Origin of the sequence: Rhizobium sophorae (assembly GCF_013087515.1) — a bacterium.
Lineage (GTDB): Bacteria > Pseudomonadota > Alphaproteobacteria > Rhizobiales > Rhizobiaceae > Rhizobium > Rhizobium sophorae.
This window is the reverse complement of record NZ_JABFCN010000021.1, coordinates 1-20,315: the sequence shown is the minus strand read 5'-3', so window position 1 is coordinate 20,315 and position 20,315 is coordinate 1. Positions and strand designations below refer to the sequence as shown.

The 20,315-nt window shown below is 59.0% G+C and carries 17 protein-coding genes and 1 pseudogene; 12 read left to right on the top strand and 6 right to left on the bottom strand.

Annotated elements, in window-relative coordinates:
• The first annotated feature begins 19 nt into the window (after positions 1–19).
• The 9 genes and pseudogenes from G9X64_RS12390 to G9X64_RS37275 all read left to right on the top strand — a co-directional run.
• Positions 20–1,603, top strand: a complete 1,584-nt coding sequence (locus G9X64_RS12390) for a sugar ABC transporter ATP-binding protein (protein ID WP_064843704.1) — start codon at positions 20–22, stop codon at positions 1,601–1,603.
• Complete coding sequence (locus G9X64_RS12385; protein ID WP_064843703.1) at positions 1,593–2,570, top strand: ABC transporter permease; 978 nt, start codon at positions 1,593–1,595, stop codon at positions 2,568–2,570. Before G9X64_RS12390 ends, G9X64_RS12385 begins: the two co-directional genes overlap by 11 nt.
• Positions 2,571–2,599: 29 nt before the next feature.
• Positions 2,600–3,460 (top strand): NAD-dependent epimerase/dehydratase family protein, encoded by an 861-nt coding sequence (locus G9X64_RS12380; RefSeq protein WP_064843702.1) that lies wholly within the window; start codon positions 2,600–2,602, stop codon positions 3,458–3,460.
• Between the two features lie 28 nt (positions 3,461–3,488).
• Positions 3,489–4,199, top strand: a complete 711-nt coding sequence (locus G9X64_RS12375; protein ID WP_040113969.1) for a GntR family transcriptional regulator — start codon at positions 3,489–3,491, stop codon at positions 4,197–4,199.
• 12 nt (positions 4,200–4,211) lie between these two features.
• Complete coding sequence (locus G9X64_RS12370; protein ID WP_064843701.1) at positions 4,212–5,327, top strand: isocitrate/isopropylmalate dehydrogenase family protein; 1,116 nt, start codon at positions 4,212–4,214, stop codon at positions 5,325–5,327.
• Positions 5,324–5,653 (top strand): putative quinol monooxygenase, encoded by a 330-nt coding sequence (locus tag G9X64_RS12365; RefSeq protein ID WP_064843700.1) that lies wholly within the window; start codon positions 5,324–5,326, stop codon positions 5,651–5,653. The genes G9X64_RS12370 and G9X64_RS12365 overlap by 4 nt, the downstream gene beginning before the upstream one ends.
• Positions 5,650–6,360, top strand: coding sequence for a haloacid dehalogenase type II (locus tag G9X64_RS12360; protein WP_064843699.1), 711 nt, complete (start codon positions 5,650–5,652; stop codon positions 6,358–6,360). The genes G9X64_RS12365 and G9X64_RS12360 overlap by 4 nt, the downstream gene beginning before the upstream one ends.
• Positions 6,361–6,374: 14 nt before the next feature.
• Positions 6,375–7,853 (top strand): aldehyde dehydrogenase, encoded by a 1,479-nt coding sequence (locus G9X64_RS12355; protein WP_064843698.1) that lies wholly within the window; start codon positions 6,375–6,377, stop codon positions 7,851–7,853.
• A 3-nt stretch (positions 7,854–7,856) separates the two neighbouring features.
• Positions 7,857–7,937 (top strand): annotated as a pseudogene (locus G9X64_RS37275) (hypothetical protein); the annotation flags it as partial.
• Between the two features lie 252 nt (positions 7,938–8,189).
• On the opposite strand, the gene G9X64_RS12345 reads toward G9X64_RS37275, so the two are convergent.
• Positions 8,190–9,023 (bottom strand): oxidoreductase, encoded by an 834-nt coding sequence (locus tag G9X64_RS12345; protein ID WP_096771279.1) that lies wholly within the window; start codon positions 9,021–9,023, stop codon positions 8,190–8,192.
• 390 nt (positions 9,024–9,413) lie between these two features.
• Here G9X64_RS12345 and serA point away from each other — a divergent pair, with 390 nt between their 5' ends.
• Positions 9,414–10,652: a phosphoglycerate dehydrogenase gene (gene serA / locus G9X64_RS12340; RefSeq protein ID WP_096771280.1), complete on the top strand. Its 1,239-nt coding sequence runs from the start codon at positions 9,414–9,416 to the stop codon at positions 10,650–10,652.
• Between the two features lie 329 nt (positions 10,653–10,981).
• Here the strand turns inward: serA and G9X64_RS12335 are convergent, their stop codons facing one another.
• Both G9X64_RS12335 and G9X64_RS12330 read right to left on the bottom strand, forming a co-directional pair.
• Entirely contained in the window at positions 10,982–11,548 is a 567-nt protein-coding gene (locus G9X64_RS12335) for a hypothetical protein (RefSeq protein WP_088395843.1), read from the bottom strand.
• 129 nt (positions 11,549–11,677) lie between these two features.
• Positions 11,678–12,352, bottom strand: a complete 675-nt coding sequence (locus G9X64_RS12330; protein WP_081284270.1) for a transcriptional regulator — start codon at positions 12,350–12,352, stop codon at positions 11,678–11,680.
• Between the two features lie 457 nt (positions 12,353–12,809).
• Here G9X64_RS12330 and G9X64_RS12325 point away from each other — a divergent pair, with 457 nt between their 5' ends.
• Both G9X64_RS12325 and G9X64_RS12320 read left to right on the top strand, forming a co-directional pair.
• Positions 12,810–13,403, top strand: a complete 594-nt coding sequence (locus G9X64_RS12325; RefSeq protein ID WP_096771281.1) for a DUF6088 family protein — start codon at positions 12,810–12,812, stop codon at positions 13,401–13,403.
• A complete protein-coding gene (locus G9X64_RS12320; RefSeq protein ID WP_096771282.1) occupies positions 13,396–14,418 on the top strand; it encodes a nucleotidyl transferase AbiEii/AbiGii toxin family protein in 1,023 nt (340 codons plus the stop codon). The genes G9X64_RS12325 and G9X64_RS12320 overlap by 8 nt, the downstream gene beginning before the upstream one ends.
• Positions 14,419–14,629: 211 nt before the next feature.
• Here G9X64_RS12320 and G9X64_RS12315 read toward each other — a convergent pair whose 3' ends face one another.
• The 3 genes from G9X64_RS12315 to G9X64_RS12305 all read right to left on the bottom strand — a co-directional run.
• A complete protein-coding gene (locus tag G9X64_RS12315; RefSeq protein WP_096771283.1) occupies positions 14,630–15,940 on the bottom strand; it encodes an HlyD family type I secretion periplasmic adaptor subunit in 1,311 nt (436 codons plus the stop codon).
• Positions 15,937–17,736, bottom strand: a complete 1,800-nt coding sequence (locus G9X64_RS12310) for a type I secretion system permease/ATPase (protein WP_245424573.1) — start codon at positions 17,734–17,736, stop codon at positions 15,937–15,939. Before G9X64_RS12310 ends, G9X64_RS12315 begins: the two co-directional genes overlap by 4 nt.
• Positions 17,708–20,315: calcium-binding protein (locus G9X64_RS12305; RefSeq protein WP_281360203.1), on the bottom strand; the 2,608-nt coding region annotated here is incomplete at its 5' end. The genes G9X64_RS12310 and G9X64_RS12305, both read right to left, overlap by 29 nt.

Genomic DNA, 20,315 nt, shown 5'->3' with positions numbered 1-20,315 from the left:
CCAGCGGCGGACAACGACCATGAACACTCAAGCAGTCACCGAAACCCTCGCCGCCGTCAGGATGAGCAACGTGAGGAAATCGTTTGGCGGCGTGCACGCATTGCGCGGTGTCAGCCTGACGATCCAACCCGGGACAATCCATGCGCTGGTCGGCGAAAATGGCGCCGGCAAGTCTACGCTGTTGAAGATCCTGCAGGGCGTGGTCACACCCACGGAGGGATCCATCGAGGTTTTTGGCGAGCACATGTCGTCCAGCTCTCCGGAGAATTCCCGCAGGCTCGGCATTGAGATGATCTTCCAGGACCTCAGCCTGATCCCCACCCTCTCGGTCGCCCAGAACATTTTCCTGAACCGGGAGCCCCGCCGCCTGTCGATCTTGGTCGACGAACGCAGGGAAATCGCACAGGCAGCCGAGATCATCGGCCAGCTCAACCTCAGGGTTGATCCGAGGACGCCTGTTTTTGAACTCAGCCCCGGCCAGGCCCAGCTGACCGAGATCGCCAAGGCCATCCACCAAGACGCCAGGATCCTTATCCTTGACGAACCAACCTCGTCGCTGAGCGCACAGGAAGCCGACACTCTGTTCGGCATGTTGAAGAAGCTCACTGCGGCGGGAACAGCCGTGATCTACGTTTCCCATCGCATGACCGAGATCATGACGATCGCCGACGAGATTACAATTCTCCGCGACGGTCAGAACGTGACCTCCGGGAAGACATCCGAATTCACGCTCGACTCGATCGTGCAGCACATGGTCGGCAAGCGTGTCACCGGCTTCCAATACCAGGCGCGCGCCATTGATCGCAGCGGCAAACCCGCGCTGAGCGTACGTGGCCTTTCGGGCCCTTCGGGAAAACCCAGCGATGTCAGCTTCGACGTCCACAAGGGCGAGATTGTGGGAATAGCAGGCCTCATGGGCGCTGGCCGGAGCGAGCTTGCCCGCCTTCTTTTCGGCGTCGATAAGAAAACTGCGGGAACCGTAGAACTCGGCGACACTGCCGTTGAGTTCAAGTCACCTTCGGATGCGATCAAGGCAGGCATCGTCCTTGTTCCGGAGAGCCGCCACGAGGAAGGTCTGGTTGTCGAGCACAGCGTCGGCGACAATCTTGGACTGCCGCAGATCGGTCAGCTCGTCCGCGGTCCCTTCATCGATCGTCGACGCGAGGGAACACTGACCTCCGATCTCATCAAGCAACTGAGGATCAAGACGCCGTCCGCTGACAACAAGGTCAGGAACCTTTCCGGCGGCAACCAGCAGAAGATCGTTATTGCCAAATGGCTAGCGATTGATCCTTCGGTTGTCATTCTCGACGAACCGACAGCAGGCGTAGACATCGGTTCAAAGGCCGAGATCGTAGAACTCATTCGGAGCGTCGCCTCCTCCGGAAAGTCCGTCATCGTCATCTCGTCGGAACCAGCCGAGCTTCTGGCAACGAGCGACCGCATCCTGGTCATGAACAACGGACGTCTCGCGCGCGAAATCGAGCGCGACGAAATCGAAAGCTGGGCCACGATTGCCGGCGACGAAACTCAATCTCCGCTGATCCGCACCGAACTCGGTCTGCAGGTCGCGATTCAGAAGGCAACCCAAAATGTCCACTGAAGCCAAGACATTGAACACAGAGACGGATGCAACCCACATGCGGCCGTGGCACAGCAACTGGCGCGACTACGTCGTCTACATCGGCTTCGTCGTCATCTTCATCGTCTTCGCGATCTTGCTGCAGGATCGCGGATTCCTATCTTCAAACAACCTGCTCAACATCCTGCGGCAGACTGCGATCGTCGCCATCGTTTCCATGGCAATGTCGTTCGTACTCTCGGCGGGCGAGATCGACCTCTCGGTCGGAGCCATTGCCGGATTGTCGTCGGTGGTCGCTGGCCTGGTGCTGAGCAAGTACGGTCTATTCCCCGGCATTCTCGCGGGCTTGACCCTCGGGCTGCTGGTAGGCGCCATAAACGGCGGCCTGACTGCCTATCTCAACATCCCGTCGTTCTTGGTGACGCTCGGCATGATGGGGATCGCGCGAGGGGTCGGAATGTGGGTAAGCGGCACTTCGCCTGTTCCAATTATCAACGACCCGTTCATTTTCGTCTTTGGTTCCGGCAACATCGGCCCTGTTCCTGTCCTCGTTGTCTGGGTCGCCGTTCTGGGCATGATCGCCCATATCGCGCTCCGAAAGACACCGTTCGGCCGCAAGGTCATGTCGGCAGGCGGAAACTCGGTCGCAGCTCGCTACAGCGGAGTCGATGTCCGGAAAATCAAGTTCCAGGTGCTGCTACTGACGGGGATGGCCGCTGCGATCGCTGGCATGCTCTATGCTGGACGCCTGCAGTCTGGACGCTTCCAGCTTGGCGAAGGTGATGAGCTGTCTGTCATTGCAGCCGTGGTTCTCGGCGGTACCAGCCTATTCGGCGGACGCGGCACCGTGATCGGTTCCATCGTCGGTGCCCTGCTCATCGGTGTCATCAACAACGGTCTTATTCTTGGCGGCCTCGACTACAGCCAGCAGCTCATCGCGCGCGGAATGCTCATCATCCTGGCTGTGGCGGTCGGCCGAAGCCGCTAACCTGGAAGGTTCTACGGAGGTATTAGGATATGAGAGTTTTAGTCACAGGCGGCAGCGGCAAACTGGGTAGAGCCACGATCAAGCATCTGGTTGAGAGCGGCCACGACGTCATCAACGCGGATACGATCGCTCCGCCAGAAAACCTCTGCCCCTTCGTCAAGGTCGATTTCGAGGATATGCGCGCCACGATCGAGGCGATCAGTGGCTTTGATTGGGACCACAATCGCAACACTGAAGCCGTCGTCCATCTGGCCGCTGTGCCGATGCCGGGGCGCGTTGCTCCTGCGGATGTTTTCCGGGTCAACACCATCTCGACGTTCAATGTTTTCGAGTCATGCCGCTTGCTCGGCATCAAGAACATCGTGTGGGCGTCGAGCGAGACCCTGCTCGGCATTCCTTACGAGATCAAGCCTGACTATCTGCCGGCGGACGAGAATTATCAGTCGCGCCCGGAAACCTCCTATTCCCTCTCGAAGCATCTCGGCGAGGAGATGGCAAAGCAGTATTGCCGCTGGGACAGCGAGCTCAAGATCGTTTGCCTACGCTTCTCCAACGTTATGGACGAGAGCGAGTATGCCGACTTCCCGGCCTTCGAGCAGAACCCGGGCAGCAGACGCTTCAACCTTTGGACCTATATCGACGCCCGCGACGGGGCACAGGCGATCCGTCGCTCGCTCGAGTGGAGCGGCAAAGGTGCCGAGGTGTTCATCATCGCAAACGACGATGGGGTCATGACCACCTCCAACGAGGAACTCGTCAGGAGGTGGTATTCGGGGGTCCCGTTCAAGAAGCAGATCGGGAACAACGAAACCTTGCTGTCAATCGACAAAGCAAAGAGCGTTCTCGGATACCAGCCTGAACATAGCTGGCGAAAATATGTAGGCTCCTGAGAAATCAGCCAGCTTGAAGGGAAAGAAAATGCCGACCAGGAAACAGACAGCACCGGTCTCAGAGATCAAAGAGGACGCCTTCGCGAAAACAATGACCGCGACAGCGCACCTTCGGTTGCGCCAGCTCATCCTGGATAACAAGTGGGCGCCCGGTTACCAGGCGACCGAACAGGAAGTCGCCTCCCAGTTGGGAATGAGTCGGACGCCCGTGAGGGAGGCGCTCATGCGCCTCCAGCAGGACGGACTTGTTTCGGTTATCCCGAGGCATGGAATGCGGGTCCTGCCGATTTCTATTTCTGACATGAAGGAAATTTACGAAATCCTGACGTCGCTGGAGAGTACGGCTGCAGAGCTGGCCGCCAGCCGCCAGCTTTCCGAGGATCAACTCCGGGGTCTCGAAAAGGCTACCGCCGATATGGACCATGCGCTTTCGCAAGATGACTTGGAGCGCTGGGCGCAGGCGGACGCGAGATTTCATGAGCAACTGCTCGAACTTGGCGGCAACCAGATGCTCAAGTCGGTCGTCCTCAATTTCATCGACCGCGCACATCGCGTCAGGATGGTGACGCTGAAGATGCGTCCTAAGCCCGTCAACTCAACCCGCGAACATGCAGAACTCGTGCAAGCAATCCGCGAAGGCGATCGCGAAAAGGCACGAAACATTCACAAGGCGCACCGGGAGCGGGCAGGCAAGGAACTGCTCGACCTCCTCGAGCGCCTCGGCCTCAACCACCTCTAGGACAGGTTTCAAATGTCATCGTTGAACAACACTCTCAAGATCGCAGTCCTTCCCGGCGACGGGATCGGCAGGGAAGTCATGCCTGCCTGCATGGAATTGATCGACGCCGCCGTCGGCCAGGCGGGCGCGCCACCGCTCGTGTTTGAGACGCATCAGGCCGGTGCGCAGCACTACGCGGAGACCGGCCAGGCCCTGCCCGCCGCCGCGCTCGAGGCCTGCCGGACATCCGACGCAATCCTCTTCGGCGCGATGGGCTGGCCCGACATCCGCTTCCCGGACGGGACGGAAATCATTCCGCAGCTCGACCTGCGCATGGAGTTCGGCCTGTTTGCAGGTGTCCGTCCGATCCGGTGGTTTCCGGGCCTTCCGAAAGTGCTGTCCGATCCTCGCGCCGAAGGAATCGACTTCGTGCTGGTCCGCGAGCAGACAGAAGGCCTGTTTTATGCGCGCGGGCGCGGCGAGGTCCTGAACAACCAGGAGGCCTACGACACGATGCAGATCACGCGGGCCGGCACCGAGCGCGTTACCGAATTCGCTTTCCAGCTCGCCGCCCAGCGCAAACGTCGCGGCAAGCCCGGCACGGTGACCTGCGTCGACAAGGCGAATGTCTTCAGTTCGATGGCTTTCTTCCGCAAGGTCTTCGATGAGATCGCTGCAAAGCACCCTGAGTTGCACAGGGACTATGCCTACGTCGACGCGCTAGCGCTCAACATGGTGAAGAAGCCCTGGACGCTCGACGTGCTGGTGACAGAGAACATGTTCGGCGACATCCTTTCCGACCTTGCGGCCGGCCTGATCGGCGGCATGGGGATGGCCCCTTCGGCGGACATCGGTGATACCCACGGCCTCTTCCAGCCGGCACACGGGACCGCTCCCGATATCGCGGGTAAGGGCGTCGCCAATCCGGGCGCAATGTTCCTGTCAGGAGCGATGATGCTCGACTGGCTAGCGGTAAAGCACGGCGATCAGCGGCTTGCTGACGCCGCCGGGCTGATCGAGGCGGCGGTCGAGCACACCTTGTCGACAAAGATCGCGGTTCCAATGGAGTATGGCGGAAGCGCCAATTGCGCGGAGATGACGCGCAGCGTGATCGGCGCTCTGGGTGCCGTCCGCGAGGAGGTCGCATGAGTTCGGCATCCACAGGCTTCGTCGTGGTCGTTGAGTTCGTCGTTCGGAGCCAGTTCGCCGATAATTTCCATGCGGCGATAATCGAGAATGCGGCGACGTCGCTGCGCGACGAACCAAACTGCGAAGTGTTCGATGTCTGCCGCGATCCTGAGCGGCCGGAGCGCACCTACCTCTATGAAGTCTACGGCTCAAAAGCCGATTTCGACTTCCACCTGAAGACGCCGCACTTCCTGAGCTTTGATGCGATGGTTCGAGACTGGGTGGCCGAAAAGCGAGTGGAAACGTTCGAGCGCGTTTCGTCCCACAAGAAGGAGGGCGCTAGATGACCAATAGCGTCAAGGCCATTGTCTTCGACACGTTCGGCACGGTCGTCGACTGGCGGGGTTCAATCATCCGCGATCTCACCGGCTGGGGCGCGACGGAAGGCGTGGAGATCGACTGGCCCGGCCTCGTCGACCGCTGGCGAGACCGTTACAATCCCCAGAAAGCGCGGGTGCGCAGCGGCGAGTTGCCGTGGACGAACCTGGACGAACTTCACCTCGATGCCTTGAAGGCAGTGTTCGCAGAGATGGGGCTGGCCGAACTAGACCACGACCGGATGATGCACGTCAACAAGGTCTGGCATCGCCTGGACGGCTGGCCCGACGCATCGCGCGGGCTACACCGGCTGAAGTCGAAGTTTATCATCGGCCCGCTGTCCAACGCCAATGTCGCGATTCTCGTCAACATGGCAAAGCTTGCCGACTTGCCGTGGGACAACGTGTTCTCCTGCGAGCTTTTCCAGCACTACAAGCCCGATCCGGAGACCTACCTCGGGGTCTGCAAACTCCTTTATCTGGAGCCCGGGGCCGTCATGATGTGCGCTGCCCACAACTACGATCTTGCCGCCGCGCGCAGCCTTGGCCTTAAAACCGCATTCATCGCACGACCCACCGAATACGGCGAGGGTCAGACGACCGACCTCACAGCCGAGCAGCGCTGGGATTACGTCGCCGACGATCTCGAAGACCTCGCCCGACAACTCGGATGCTAGAAGAGAGAAAGACAATGCAGACATACAAGATGTTCATCGACGGCAAGTGGGAAGACGCTGCCAATGGAGATACGTTCGAGACGAAGAACCCTTTCAACGGGCAGACCTGGGCCGCTATTCCGAAGGGCGGCAGGGAAGATGCGGAACGAGCAGTCGAGGCTGCGCACCGCGCCTTCACGAGCGGTCCGTGGCCGAAGCTCACCGCGAGCGCCCGCGGACACCTTCTTCGGCGTCTTGGCGACCTGATCGCCGAGAAAGCGGAGCATCTCGCGACGATCGAGGTTACGGACAACGGCAAGCTCATCAACGAGATGCTGTTTCAGCTCAAGTACATCCCGCAGTGGTACTACTACTTCGGCGGGCTGGCGGACAAGATCGAAGGAGCGGTCATCCCGATCGATAAGGCGGACACCTTCAACTTCACTCGTAATGAGCCGCTCGGCGTCTGCGTCGGGATTACGCCGTGGAACTCCCCTCTCCTGCTGCTCGCCTACAAGCTGGCACCGGCACTCGCCGCAGGGAACACCTTCGTGGCAAAGCCCTCGGAGTTCACGTCTGCTTCGACCCTTGAGTTCGCAAAGCTCGTCGAACAGGCTGGCTTTCCCGCGGGCGTCTTCAACGTCGTCACAGGGTTCGGCGCGGATGTCGGCGAGACGCTGACGACCCACAAGTACGTCGCCAAGATCGCTTTCACGGGAAGTGAAGGCACCGGGCGCAAGATCGGCGAGCTTGCAGCGCGCAACTTCAAGAAGGTTACGCTTGAACTCGGCGGCAAGAGCCCGCACATCGTCTTCGACGATGCGGAGATCGACAATGCCGTCAACGGGGTGATCTCCGGCATCTTCGCTGCCACCGGTCAGACATGTATCGCGGGCTCACGGTTGCTCGTGCAGCGAAAGATCCACGACCAGTTTCTCGAGAAGATCGTCAACCTCGCAAAAACGGCGAGAATGGGCGATCCGCTATTGACGTCGACGCAGGTTGGCCCCGTGACGACGCCGCCGCAACTCGAGAAGATCCTCGGCTATATCGACATCGCAAAAGGCGAGGGCGCCGAATGCGTTCTCGGTGGGGGGCGGCCGGACAATGCCGAGCTCTCCAGGGGCTGGTTCGTCGAACCTACGATTTTCTCCGGGGTCCGAAACGACATGCGCATCGCGCAGGAGGAGGTCTTCGGCCCGGTTCTGGCGGTCATCCCCTTCGACAGCGATGAGGAAGCCGTGCATATTGCCAATGACACCAATTACGGGCTGGCCGCGGGCTTCTGGACCCAGGACATGCGTCGTATCCTGAAAGTTTCGGCCGCCATCCAGGCTGGCACGGTCTGGGTCAACACTTACCGCGTCATCAGCTATATGTCGCCTCTTGGAGGCTACAAGCACTCCGGCATCGGTCGCGAGAATGGCATCGCGTCGATCCAGAACTACATGCAGACGAAGAGCGTGATGATCTCGACCGCTGACGACGTCGCCAACCCCTTCATCATGAGGTGATCCGTGGTGGCCGCCGGAAAGTTGCTGGTCGGCTGCGTGGCCGACGATTTCACGGGAGCGACCGACGTCGCGAACATCTTCGCGCGCGCCGGCCTCAAAACGACGGTGCTGATCGGCGTTCCTGAAGACGACCGGGACATTGACGCCGACGTGAGCTCGGCTCTAATGGGCTCGCCCGGGCTACGGCACGCTTTGAAGCCGGCGAACGCTGCGAGACATTGTCACTGGATTCCCAGTCTCGCTCGGGCCCCAAGCTCTGATACGGAAACTGAAAGGACGTCTCCCTTTTCCGCGATACGCACCAATAGCGTCATCGCAGAAGCCACCCGAACAACGTCAATCCCGATCCGCGGCGCGGCTGACCGCTTCTCGCTTCGCGATCTCCTGACGGACCTGCTCGAGTTTATTGAGAATGCCGTCATAGCTGATATTGCCAAGCGGCAGTCGCAGAGGCTTGTCCTCGTCATGAGCGACATTGACAATCGCCACGGCCGCCTTTGCCGGATCCCCTGGCTCGTTGCCGACGTTCTGTCGGAAGGACGCGCGCTGGCCACCCGCCGTATTGCCGTAATCGGCGATTTCACCGTCCGGTGGTACTTCATGTGCTGAGTTGCCAGCCCAATCCGTCGCAAACGGGCCGGGCTCGATGAGGACGATGTCAATACCGAGCGGCTGCAATTCCTGCGAGAGCGATTCAGAAATAGCTTCCACAGCGAACTTGGACGCGCAGTACCATCCGACAGCCGGAAAAGCTCGGATGCCTCCGACGGACGAGACGTTTATGATGGTACCTGAGCGCCGCGCCCGCATGGCAGGAAGAAACGCATTGGTGACGTTGACAAGACCAAAAACGTTTATCTCCATCATTCGTCGAATTTCCGCCTCCTGGCTTTCCTCGACCGCAGCGAAATAGCCAATCCCAGCGTTGTTGAAGAGGAGGTCGATGTGGCCAAAGCGTGCTTGGGCAGCGGCTACGCTGTGCTTGATCTCTTCGGAATTGGTGACGTCGAGTTGAATCGCCGCGACGCCTTCGGGAGAAAGTGCCACAAGGTCTTGAAGCGCTTCGACGGAACGAGCGGTTGCGGCGACTTTATCACCGCGGCGAATGGCTTCCTCGGCGACAGCGCGACCGAAACCGCGGGATGCACCTGTGATGAACCATGTTTTCATTTGCTAATACTCCACATTGCTGAGGTGGTGCCGCTACCAGCGACGCATCAGCGATATGGGTTGGATTTCGATTTGGTTGAGATCACATGACATCATCACTGCGTTGAGCTAAGCTCATCTGCAATCCACAAAAGCCGCGCGACGCGTGCGTTGGCCGGCGACAATTCCGCAGACAAGGCAGTCGTCGCACGGCTCTATGACCAGTTCGGCTTCAATAGGAAATGATGTAGATCTTTGGACAATGCGGAACTGTCCGCTGGCGCGCCATATGTTCTACCGCCGGAGTCGGTTATTATGTGCAAATGTCCGTGGATCTGACTGAATCCTGTTGCCCTGTCTGTGGGCTTTTGTGGCCTCTTCTTAATGAATTCCAAAATCGAGAGCAATCCAATGTCCCGACCTCTTTCGCTTCCGCGCGACCGGATTTCCGTACTTCTGCTTGAAGGGATCAGTCAGAGCGCGGTGGACTACTTTTCGTCATCAGGCTACGTCAATCTCACGCATCTGCCGAAGGCTCTGGATGACAAGGATCTTAAAAGTCATATAGCCGAAGCACATATTGTGGGAATTCGCTCACGCACATATCTGACAGAGGAAATCTTCAGATCGGCTAAGAAGCTCATGGCCGTCGGCTGTTTTTCTGTGGGGACAAATCAGGTCGATCTGGATGCGGCCCGCCGACGCGGGATACCCGTGTTCAACGCTCCCTATTCAAATACGCGCTCGGTCGCCGAGCTTGTGATCGGTGAGATCATCATGCTGACCAGGCGGATCTTCCCGCGTTCGGCTTCGGCTCATGAAGGCGGATGGGAAAAATCTGCCGTCGGCAGTCGTGAGGTTCGCGGGAAAACGCTGGGCATCGTTGGCTATGGCAATATCGGTTCGCAGCTTGGCGTTCTTGCGGAAAGTATGGGCATGAACGTGCGCTATTTCGATCCCTCGGACAAGCTTCGCCACGGCAATACAGAATCGATGGCGACGCTCGGGGCACTGCTCGAAATCTCAGATTATGTGACGATGCATGTTCCAGAGACCAGATCAACGCGAAACATGATCACTGAGGCTGAACTGCGCCGAATGAAAAAGGGAGCCGTTTTTATCAACAATTCCCGCGGGACCGTGGTCGATCTTGAGGCGCTTGCGACGGTTTTGAAAGAAGGGCATCTCGCAGGCGCGGCTGTGGACGTGTTCCCGAAAGAGCCGGCATCCAATAAAGAACTTTTCAAGACGCCGCTACAGGGTTTGGACAATGTAATTCTGACGCCACATATCGGCGGCTCAACCGAAGAAGCGCAGGAGCGCATCGGAGGGGAAGTCTCAAGGAAGCTCGTCGAATATTCGGACGTCGGTTCGACGCTGGGCGCGGTCAATTTTCCCCAGGTTCAACTGCCTCCGCGACCGAACGGCACACGTTTCATCCATGTTCATGAAAATCGCCCTGGCATCTTGAACAGTTTGAATATGATTTTTTCGTCCCGCGGACTAAATATCGTCGGCGAATTCCTGCAGACCTACGGCGAGATGGGTTATGTGGTGATTGAGGCCGAGAGCATTGGCCAGAGAGCGGGTGACATCCTTGATGAAATTCGCCAGATTCCGGGAACGATACGCGCTCGATTGCTTTACTAACCCGGTGGATTGCGCGTCATTTCGCTTTGGCCTAAACGTTTGCGAATTTGCGACTTATGCTGGCGCTATGTCCGTTGTCGATTCATTGGTCCGCGATCTCTGGAGGCGGACCGGTGGTCGAAGAAGAACTGGCCGTAAGCAGCGTCCCCTGGCACGTTGGCTGAAACTCGTTGATTGTCGTCGGAGATTTCGGCCATCAACACATCGCAAGTTGCGCCACATGTCATCGTCGCCTTTACATGCACTCCCAGCATCTAGCCCACTATGCAAGTTGACCAGGGTCGAACGCCCATTCAAATGCGTAGAGCAAAATCAACTCGGCCCCACGTTCACCGTTCAAATCGCTCCAGCATTTTTCTTAACTGCGCGTTTTGCAGCGTTAGCTTTCTCGCCAGCTGCCCCCTGAGCACCCTGATCTCTTCATCGAGCCTTATCTCCTCTGCAATGTGTGCGATCTGGGATACGGGCGAAACGTTCGCAACCGCTACCGCTTCCTTGCTGCGACGTCTTTGCTTTCGCGGTGCCACTTTGACAGTTCGCCTGATCTGCGTAGTATCATCATGTGCAGCGGTGACGTCGATACCAGTACCGCCGGATAAAGCCTGATTAGCGGCCTGCCCAATTTTTGCTGCACCGCGTTCGACCCTATCGCGGGCACCGTTTTTGGCTTCATCCGAATGCACCGGCTCTACGGAAATTGCAGCGGCTTGACCATGACGAGGTAGCTCCTCGCTAACCGGTCGATCAGCGCCATTCACGCTCTCCTCGGCAGGCGCTTCAGTCGGACCGGAAATAGGCAACGCCACCGACGTAACCTTCTCGTTCGAGCCGCTTTCTCTTTTTTGTTGGCGTCCAGGTGAGATCAGACGGGCAAGAAATTTCCAGGGAGACGCCATCTATCCGACCTCGCGATTTATCCCGCAAGCAGGCAGTGAGTTTTAGTTCCGGCAACAGCATTCACCGTTGCCAAATTGTATCTCTCGATAAGCATGGAAATGCGGCCGGCGATTGACCAGCCGCTTTTGTCAATCGAGCTTGAGCCGTTTGCGCAGATCGGCATTTTCAGCGCGAAGTTTTTCAGCCAGAAGCTTGCGCAGTCGCTGATTTTCCTCTTCCAACTGCAGGAGATCCGCCATCTCATCGATCGCCGTCATCGGCGCGACCGGCGCTGTCTGCACAGCCTTTGGAGTGCGGCGCACAGGTGCGCGTTTGGCGCTCGCCGTAACTTCGATCACCTTTGCCTTGCGCCTTCTCCTTTTCACACCACCGGCGGCGACCAGAGCAACTGCTGGCTCTGCCGCAGCGTCAGCTGACGGCGTCTCAAGTGCCGCGGTTTTCTTGGCCCGGAGTTTGCGCTGTTTCTTCGGCGCAATAGGCGTTTCGACAACGGTCGGCACATCGGCACTGGTTGCAGTATCAGTCTCGTCGGCCATGCTTATCTCCTGTGTGTCTGATGCAGTTGTCGACGGCCCGAGAGGCGCTGTCAACAACGGCTCGACCTGATCTGCTTTTGGTAAAGACATTTCGCAGTCGGATTTGCCACTCTGAGAGCTACCCGACAGAAACGGCATTGCCTCTTCCTCCAGGTCGCGAGCGACGGATTTCAAATCAACGTTGCCCCAGATCGAGTTTGACCTGGTATCGAGTTTTCGCCTGCCGGTTTTGTACTCGACGGCAAAACTGCGTTGCACTTTTTTCAATACAAGAGGCCTTGGAGAATCCACGGGATGGTTTGCTGATGTTGGTACATCACGAATAGCGCCTACCGGACCACGCGTCTATACCTACCGTCATAATCGGTCCACCCCACCATTTCGGGAGCAGAATATGTGGCCAATCGAATGGGGCTGATGGCGGTCCATACTGAAAGGAAGCGGCGACCTGTAGTTTGTCCGAGACATACATAGGTTCCCGACGATCCATTATGCGATCTTCCTGGCCTAAAACGCGAACTCTATGGCAACAAGCCGGTCGCTGGCCTCGAGAGCTCTGGCCTGCCGGCGACGTTCGACGCCTTGCATAGGCAGCGGGCGCCTTCCTCGATCTTCCCAGAAAGAATACGAACGCGGCAAAAAAATACCAGTATGACACGCGTCGTCTTCCCCTCTCATTGCAAACTGTCAGAAAACTGTATATATTTCTGACAGGAGACATGCCATGCAAAAGCTGACGTCACAAATCATGGGCCATGCTGAACGACTGCCGGAAGGGTCCGCGCTTTCGGCAAAGAGCTTTTTGCATCTCGGAAATCGTGCCGCCCTGGACCAGGCTCTGTCGCGCCTGGCCGAGCGTGGCGAGCTCGTCCGGGCCGGCCGTGGTATCTATATGCGGCCCGTCAAAAGTCGTTTTGGCAGTCGGCTGCCGACGGTCGAACAGGCCGTAGAGGCAGTGGCGCAGCAGCGCGGCGAGGTCATTGTCTCAAACGGCGCCGCCGCTGCGAATTCCCTGGGCCTGACCACCCAGGTCCCGGTCCGCTCCGTCTACCTTACATCCGGCCGCAGCCGGACGATGAACCTTGGACAGCAAACGGTCGAGCTTAGGCATGTCCCTCGCTGGCAACTGGCCTTGGCCGATCGGCCCGCCGGCGTGGCGGTCCGTGCGCTCGCCTGGCTTGGGCCCGAGAAGGCCGATGAAGCACTGTCGCGGATCAAGCGAAAGCTGCCGCCAGACGCGTTCGGCGAGTTAGTGGCGGCGGCTCCGCAGTTCCCGACTTGGCTTGCAAGAAGCGTGGGAAAGGCTGCGCATGGCTGATCAGTTCCTGACCTTGTCAAAGGACGACCGGCGCGAAGCCTTGGCCGTGGCGGCCGACCGCACCGGACGGCCCATTCACCTGCTCGAAAAGGATGTCTGGGTCGTCTGGACGCTGCAGACGCTCTTTTCGTCCAAGCTCGGCGAGCACCTCGTCTTCAAGGGCGGCACTTCGCTTTCGAAAGGCTACGGCGTCATCAAAAGGTTCTCCGAGGACGTCGACCTGACCTATGATATCCGCGCCCTGGCGCCGGACCTGGTCGGCGATAATGATGAGGCGCTGCCGAAAACCCGCAGCGAAGAGAAACGCTGGACCAGCGAAGTACGGAAGCGGCTTCCGGTCTGGGTTTCGGAGTCGGTGGAGCCGGTCATCGCCGGTGCGCTGCGCGATCAATCTCTTCCGGCGGCAATTCGCCTCGAGGATGATACGCTCTATCTGGACTATGACGCGGTGAGCAGCGGATCCGGTTATGTCGCCCGGAGCGTCATGCTCGAATTCGGGGCCCGATCCACCGGCGAGCCAGCCAGTATTCGCGATGTCGACTGCGACGCCGCGGGTCAGGTCGATGGTGTCGAATTTCCGAAGGCGAGCCCCCGCGTCATGCACGCGGAGCGGACGTTCTGGGAGAAGGCGACGGCAATCCATGTCTTCTGCCTGCAGGAGCGCCTCCGCGGCGATCGTTTTGCTCGTCATTGGCATGACGTCGTCCGGTTGAACGATGCTGGTTTCGCCGACAAGGCATTCGCGGATCGGCAGCTCGCCAATGCCGTGGCGAAACACAAATCAATGTTCTTTGCGGAAAAGGCGGCCGACCGCTCGCCCATCGACTACGCCGCAGCCGTCAATGGCAATCTGGTTCTGACACCCTCCGGAGAAGGTCTGCGCGCACTCGGTGAGGATTACGCGCGCATGGTCGACGACGGTCTGCTGCTCGGCGATTCCGAGCCGTTCGAACACCTGATCGAACGATGCACGCAAATTCAGGCGCGCGCCAACAAAGCCGACACGCCGAAATAGCCGAAATTTGAAAGGAACAGGACCGTCGACCCCGCTATTTTCAGTGTCAGTGGCGTAACCGGTATTTATGGAACGACTTTAATGGAAGTTTCGCTACCTCAGTCACCCGACACTATCCTACGCGGCCCCAGGGAATGCCGAACGGTCGAGAGTGTCGGCATTGGTCAGCTGTCTTTCTTCCCCCGGTCGGTGATTAAGGCGCCGCATCTTTTTATTCTTCCTTGAAGGCTCGCGCGACCTGATCCATGAGAGGCTTCGTCAAATATGCCAGCGCCGTTCGTTCGCCGGTCTGTATGAAGGCTTCGACCGGCATGCCGGGAACGGGCGTGACCTGGCCAAGCCTCTGCCATTCGCCATCGGAAACCTTGGTACGGACGACGTAGTAGCTGAGGCCCGAGCGCTGATCGCTCGTCAGGTCTGCTGCAACACTGGTCACGACACCATTCAGCTCCGGCGTGTTCCGCTGGCTGAAGGCAGAAAATCTCAAATGCACCATCTGTCCGATGGACACTTGATCGATATCGGTCGGCATCAGCTTGACTTCGGCAACGAGGGCATCGCGATCCGGAACGATCTGCATGATCGCTTCTCCCGGAGCGATGACGGCGCCGGATGCGTGCACGGCAAGCTGATGCACAATGCCGCCCTGCGGCGCGCGAATGTCGATACGTTGCAAATCATCCTGAGCAGCGACCAGGCGTTCGGAATATTCGCCGATATCTCCCTCGGCCTGTCGAAGCTGGTCGGAGACCTCGCTACGCTGGTCATCATCGATCTGGATGATCTGGAGTTCTGTTTCCGTGACCTTACCCTTCGTCTGTGCTTCGGTCGCGACGAGGTTGCCGAGCTCGCCAGTGAGGCTCGCGGCCTCACGCTGCAACGCATATACCCGGTTGGCGGGAACGAGCCCTTGATCGAACAAGCGCTGAATGCTTTCCAGTTCCTTTTCGATCAGCGCAATCTCCTGGCGCTTGCCGGTTTCCTGGGCGACCAGACCCTCGGCTTCCTGCTTGAGTTGCTCGATCCGCTCACGCAATTGCGCCTTTCGCCCCACCAGCGATGACCGGCGGTTGGCAAAGAGGCGTTTCTCGCCCTCGATCGAGCGCGCGGCCTCTGGATCGCTGGCCTTTGCCAGCAACTCTTCGGAAAAAGCGATCGACTGTGTGCCGTCGCGTTCCGCTACAAGCCGAGCCGTCCTTGCGGAAAGCTCGTTCAGCCGCTTGGTTACGATGGCGAGATTGGCGCGGGTCTGGGTATCGTCCAAATGGATGAGGATCTGGCCGGCTTCCACCAGATCTCCATTCTTGACGAATATCTGGCCGACGGTACCGCCTTTCTGATGCTGTACCGGCTTCACATAAGTGTCAACGACGACCATTCCGGAGGCGATGACCGCGCCTGAAAGGTGGGTGGTGGCAGCGAGACCGCCCATCACACCGCCGAGTAGGACGACGATGCTGAGGGCGGCTACCGTCAGCTTGCGGATGGCGCCTTCCGCCGATGGCGCTCCGACATCGCTCATGTTCCCGTCTCCTCGCCGCCGATCAGCAGGCGCATCGGCTGCGGGGTCGCCGTGGCTGGCCTCGCCGTGGTCTTTTTCAATACTTCGTCCTTCGGACCGAAGGCCTGCATCTGGCCATTGCCCATGACAAGAACCTGATCGACTGCCGTGAGCGCGCTCGGCCGGTGTGCGATCACAATCGCAATCCCTCCCCTCGCGCGAACCCCAGAGATCGCTTTCGTCAGGGCCGCCTCGCCATCGGCATCAAGGTTGGAATTAGGCTCGTCGAGAACCACCAGAAACGGCTCGCCATAGAGTGCGCGAGCAAGCGCTATGCGCTGGCGCTGACCGGCCGAGAGCACCGATCCCTGTTCTCCGACCTTGGTGTCAAACCCATCTGAAAATTGCACGATCATGTCGTAGACGCCAGCTGCCTTCGCTGCGGCGATGACAGTCTCGGAGTCGGCCTTTGGGTCAAACCGTGCAATGTTCTGCGCGATCGACCCATCGAAAAGCGAGACATCCTGTGGCAGATAACCGAGATGGCGGCCGAGTTCGTGCGGATCCCACTGGGTAAGGAGAGCCTGGTCGAGCCTTACCGCGCCGCCCAAGGGCAACCAAAGGCCGGTGATTGCGCGGGCGAGTGTGGATTTTCCTGATGCGCTCGGACCGATAACGCCAACTGCCTCTCCTGCCGAAACCTTGAAGGAGACGCCGCGAAGAATAGGGCTGCGCCCGCCCGGCGCGGCGATCTGCAGGTTCTCGACGATCAGGTTTTCCCGCGGCGCCGGTAGATCGACCTCGCGCTGCTCCGACGACATGAGCGTCATCAGCTTAGTCAGCCGCCCCCAGCTTTGCCGGGCGGCAACGAAGCCTTTCCATTGCCCGATGGCGAGTTCTACGGGCGCCAGGGCGCGGCTCACCAAAATGGAACTAGCAATCATGATGCCGCCAGTTGCCTCCTGACGGATCACCAGAAGGGCGCCGACGGCGAGCACGCCCGACTGCAGCATCATGCGCAGGATTTTCGATGCCGTCGCCAGCCCGCCCGTGACCGTGCTGGCGGCAACGTGGTTTGCCAGATATTTTCGGTTGAGCTCGGTCCAACGCTCACCGATGAAATGGCCGAAGCCCATGGCGAGGACGGCTTCCGAGTTCCGTTTGGTCGCTTCGGCAAGATTGATGCGCTCGGCGGCAAGCTTGGCTGCTTCCTTCGCCGGCTGCCGCGACCGAACCTCGGTAAGCATGGTCAAGGCGATAAGGATCAGTGCACCGGCAAGCGCAGTCACTCCGATCCAAATGTGGAAGAGGAAACAAAGGAAAAGATAGAACGGCATCCAGGGCATGTCGAACAGCGCGGTCGGCCCCGGTCCCGACAGAAAACCGCGGACGGTATCGAGATCCCGCACGCACTGTAGCCCGTCGCCCGGCATCTGCATGCGCGACGGCAATAAGACGAGAGAGCCGTAAACGCGGTCACCGAAACGTTCGTCGACCGCAGTGCCAACCCGGACGAGCAACATCGACCGGATCAATTCCAAGACGCCCTGGAAGACGAACAGCGTTGCGGCGATGATCCCGAGTCCCACCAATGTCGGCAGGCTACGGCCGGGAATGACCCGGTCGTAGACCTGAAGCATGAAAAATGAGCCGGTCAGAGCAAGGATATTGATGACGCAGCTTGTCAGGCCGACTCCGAGGAAGGCCTTTCGAAGCGACGAGAGAACCGCCACAAGGAATACTTGTGACGACTGTTCTGCAGCCTTGTTCAAGACGATTTCCTCTTTCTCACGCTGCAGCCGTGAAGCGGAAATCATCCTGGTGCAGGCTTGTCAGCGCGACGTTCTTCAAAGTGATCGACGTGTTGGCGTCATGAGTAATCAACGTGTCTGCTCCGACCTGGGTGGCGGCCGCCATCACCGATGCAAAATCCGCGAAGAGGTCGTCACTGATGTCGAGGACATCACCAATGCCCGCACCGGCGGAGAAATCTGTCACCGTATCTTTGCCGAAGTCAGCCTTGAACACGAAAGTGTCATTTCCACCCACCCCGCGAAGAGTGTCGTTGCCAGCCCCGCCCTGGATTGTATCGGCGCCATACGTCCCCCAGATGATGTCGTCGCCGGCGGTCTGCTGGTCGGCTACATAGCGTGCCGCGATCTGAGTCTTGTTCCAGACGGTGCCGTCGGCAAAACGAACGAATTCGACACCAGCATCGCCCCAGAGCTGGTTATCGACAACGATGGAGCCTGTCATCCCTTGGAATGACAGCTTCATGTCGTTCACATCGCTCGTGACGTGTGAGAAGACAACGTCTGTTACCGCAATTCCGGCACCAAACTCGAGGACGTTGTTGCGGCTGCTTTGGTAGTCGAAGATAGCGTCGTCGCCATCGCCGACGTTGTACACGTAGACGTCGTTACCGCCGCCGCCGTCCAGGCGGTCGTTGCCCGCCCCGCCGGCTAGACGGTCGTTGCCATCGTAGCCGGCAATCGTGTCATTGCCGGCGCCGCCGACTACATTGTCGGATAGGTTCGTTGCCCAAATGGTGTCATCACCATCCGTCGTTTGACCCGCGACATATCGACGAGCGATCTCGGCATCATCCCAGATCGTGCCGTCGGCGAACCGAATAAACTCGACGCCGGCGTCGCCCCAGTGCTGATTATCGAGCACGATGGAGCCAGCCATCGATTGAAATGTCAGTTTCATATCGGCCGCATCGCTCGCGACACGTGAAAACACTACGTCCGCTGCCGAAATTCCGGCACCGAATTCGAGAACGTTGTTGCGGCTGCTTTGGTAGTCGAAGATAGCGTCGTCGCCATCGCCGCCGTTGTACACGTAGACGTCGTTGCCGCCGCCGCCGTCCAGCCGGTCGTTGCCTGCCTCGCCGATAAGACGGTCGTTGCCGTCGTAGGCTACGATCGTGTCATTGCCGGCGCCGCCGAATACGTTGTCGGATAGGTTCGTTGCCCAAATCGTGTCGTCACCAGCCGTCTTTTGATCTGCAACGTATCTGCGAGCGATCTCGGCATCGTCCCATAGGGTGCCGTCGGCAAACCGAATGAACTCCACACCGGCGTCACCCCAATGCTGATTGTCGAGCACGATCGAGCCGGACAATGAGCGGAACGTCAGCTTTATGTCGGCCGCGTCGCTCGCGACGCGTGAAAACACCACGTCCGCTGAAGAGATCCCCTGCCTGAACTCCAAAACATTGTCGCGACTGCCGGTGTAGTCGAAAATCACGTCGTCCCCATCGCCTGCCTCGTAGACGTAGACGTCGGTACCGCCGCTGCCGTCAAGGCGATCGTTACCTGTCCCGCCGACCAGACGATCGTTGCCGCCAAAGGTAGTCAGGGTGTCATCGCCCGCACCACCCGTTGCCAGGTCGGATAGATTCGTACCCCAGATGATGTCGTTGCCGGACGTCTGCTGGTCCGCAACATACCGACGCAACATCTCTGTTTCGTTCCAGACCGTACCATCGGCGAACTGAATGAACTCAACACCCGCATCGCTCCAAAGCTGACCGTCGAGCGTGATCGATCCAGACATCGAGCGGAAGGCGAGCTTAATATCGTTCGAGTCTGCGGCAACGCGCGCGAAAACAACATCGCTGGCGTCTATTCCAAGTCCAAGTACGAGTCGATTATCACGAGACCCTCGGTAGTCGAAAATGACATCATTTCCGTCGGCGGGTCGATAAATATAGGTGTCGGTGCCTTCCTTGCCTTCAAGTCGGTCGTCGCCCGCACCCGCATCGATGATGTCATTCGCCGTCGTTCCGGCAAGTGTATCGTTACCTGAGGTTCCATAGATTGCCAGCAGCCCCGTGAGCGCAGTATCCAACGCGCCCGCGGCACCACCGAGAACCTCGCCATCCTTGAAGACGATCGACTCGACGCCTCCGGCAGTATCGAATTGGTTCTTCAGCGTAATCGTTTCGCCGGTTGCGAGGACTGTGATGATCAAGTCGCTTGCGGATGTTGTCGACCGAGCAAAGAGAACTTGACTCTTGAGCAAGTCATCCAGCCTGAGAACATCGCTATCGGTTCCCGACGTCGGCTCGTCGATGATGTCGTTGCCATCACCTGCAAGATAGATGTACGCATCACTGCCGGCCCCGCCCTTCAAGGTGTCGTTGCCCAGTCCTGCACGCAACACATCTGCGGCCGAAGATCCGGTGATGATGTCGTTGCCGACGGTGCCTCCAGTATAGGCGATATGTGTCAGCATGTCCGCCCGCGTCCAAATCGTGCCGTCGGCAAAGACGATCTTCTCAAGGCCGCTCTGATAGTACTCGTTGAGATTGCCCTGGAGCAGGATGGAGCCGCCATCGCCCGCACCCGCCGCACTCTCGGCGATGACAAGCGTCACATCGTTGCCGTTG

Excerpts from the sequence above, each read along its gene's own strand:
- G9X64_RS12325 (WP_096771281.1), top strand. The coding sequence starts at position 12,810 with ATGCAAAAGCTGACGTCACAAATCATGGGCCATGCTGAACGACTGCCG.
- G9X64_RS12385 (WP_064843703.1), top strand. The coding sequence starts at position 1,593 with ATGTCCACTGAAGCCAAGACATTGAACACAGAGACGGATGCAACCCAC.
- G9X64_RS12310 (WP_245424573.1), bottom strand. The coding sequence starts at position 17,736 with ATGATTTCCGCTTCACGGCTGCAGCGTGAGAAAGAGGAAATCGTCTTG.
- G9X64_RS12335 (WP_088395843.1), bottom strand. The coding sequence starts at position 11,548 with ATGGCGTCTCCCTGGAAATTTCTTGCCCGTCTGATCTCACCTGGACGC.
- G9X64_RS12360 (WP_064843699.1), top strand. The coding sequence starts at position 5,650 with ATGACCAATAGCGTCAAGGCCATTGTCTTCGACACGTTCGGCACGGTC.
- G9X64_RS12315 (WP_096771283.1), bottom strand. The coding sequence starts at position 15,940 with ATGAGCGATGTCGGAGCGCCATCGGCGGAAGGCGCCATCCGCAAGCTG.
- serA (WP_096771280.1), top strand. The coding sequence starts at position 9,414 with ATGTCCCGACCTCTTTCGCTTCCGCGCGACCGGATTTCCGTACTTCTG.
- G9X64_RS12375 (WP_040113969.1), top strand. The coding sequence starts at position 3,489 with ATGCCGACCAGGAAACAGACAGCACCGGTCTCAGAGATCAAAGAGGAC.
- G9X64_RS12320 (WP_096771282.1), top strand. The coding sequence starts at position 13,396 with ATGGCTGATCAGTTCCTGACCTTGTCAAAGGACGACCGGCGCGAAGCC.
- G9X64_RS12345 (WP_096771279.1), bottom strand. The coding sequence starts at position 9,023 with ATGAAAACATGGTTCATCACAGGTGCATCCCGCGGTTTCGGTCGCGCT.
- G9X64_RS12370 (WP_064843701.1), top strand. The coding sequence starts at position 4,212 with ATGTCATCGTTGAACAACACTCTCAAGATCGCAGTCCTTCCCGGCGAC.
- G9X64_RS12390 (WP_064843704.1), top strand. The coding sequence starts at position 20 with ATGAACACTCAAGCAGTCACCGAAACCCTCGCCGCCGTCAGGATGAGC.
- G9X64_RS12355 (WP_064843698.1), top strand. The coding sequence starts at position 6,375 with ATGCAGACATACAAGATGTTCATCGACGGCAAGTGGGAAGACGCTGCC.
- G9X64_RS12365 (WP_064843700.1), top strand. The coding sequence starts at position 5,324 with ATGAGTTCGGCATCCACAGGCTTCGTCGTGGTCGTTGAGTTCGTCGTT.
- G9X64_RS12380 (WP_064843702.1), top strand. The coding sequence starts at position 2,600 with ATGAGAGTTTTAGTCACAGGCGGCAGCGGCAAACTGGGTAGAGCCACG.